The sequence below is a fragment of the Streptomyces pathocidini genome, from assembly GCF_001418495.1.
Lineage (GTDB): Bacteria > Actinomycetota > Actinomycetes > Streptomycetales > Streptomycetaceae > Streptomyces > Streptomyces pathocidini.
On the sequence record NZ_LIQY01000720.1, the window covers coordinates 1 to 1,124 of the forward strand.

1 protein-coding gene is annotated in these 1,124 nt (G+C 76.0%); it reads right to left on the reverse strand.

What is annotated here, in order from left to right; genetic code table 11:
* Positions 1-101: 101 nt before the first annotated feature.
* Positions 102-1,124 (reverse strand): FUSC family protein (locus AOK16_RS24795; protein WP_055474320.1); only part of this gene is annotated, 1,023 nt, incomplete at its 5' end.

The window sequence follows — 1,124 nt, forward strand, 5'->3', positions numbered from 1 at the left end:
CCGGGCGTCTCAATTCCGTTGCGCCCGGGTGACGTTAGCAGGGGTACGTGCGGGGCCTGGGTGCTGTTTCACCGTGCGGGGCTGGGGCCGGGTGGTGGACGTCAGGACGCCAGGGGCTCCCGCGGGTGGCTGCCCAAGGGCGCGGCCAGCCGGGTCAGGGAGGTCTCCAGGTGGTGGAGGTGGGCCAGCGCGCGGTCGGTGGCGGGGTGGTGGTGCGGCTCGGCCGACGGGGGTTCGGCCAGGCTCTCCGACGCGTCCGCCACCAGGTGCTCCACGGCCGCCTCCACCCGGCGGCACGCGGCCGTCAGGCGGGTGTCGTGCGAGGCGTCGCGGTCCGCGGCCAGCTCGGCCAGGGCCCGCACCCGGTGGGCGCAGTCGTCCAGCAGCTCGATGACCTGGCGGGCCCGGGCCTTCCGCGCGCGGAACGGATTCAGGGGGTGAGTCAGCGGGGCCAGGGAGGCGCGCGCCCGCGCGAGCAGCAGCTCCAGCTCGGCCACGCGCGCCGCCGGGTCGGCCGTGGTGTCGCCCGCCAGCCGTCGCGCCGCCTCGGCCGTGCAGTGGCGTACGCACAGCAGGGTGCGCTGGACCCAGGCGTTCGTGGCGGCGTGGGTGGTGATCGGCAGCACGGCGGCCACGGCGATGACGCAGGCCAGGGCACCGACCGCGGTCTGCTGCAGGCGCAGGGTGAGGAGCCCGGGGTGCAGGACGCCGAGGAGGCCGTAGAGCAGCCCGGCCATGACCGTCACGAAGAACATCATCCAGCTGTACGACGGGGCCGCCGTGTAGAAGATGCCGAAGACGCAGACGGCCACCAGGACGGCGGTGGGCGCCGGGGCGCCGTGCAGCGGGACCGCGATCAGGAGTCCGGCCGCGATGCCGACGACGGTACCGACGACCCGGCGGAAGCCGCGCACCAGGGTCTCGCCGCGCGAGGCGGTGTTGACGAAGATCCACCAGGCGGTGCCGACGGCCCAGTACCAGCGCTCGTCGGAGATCGACTGGCCGACGGCCAGCGCCAGGCCGCAGGCCAGGGTGCACTGGACGGCCTGCCGTGTGGTGAGGCGGGCCAACCCGCGCCCGCCGGGCGGGGCGGGGGCGGCGGGCGGCGGGGTGCGCCGCTCGAT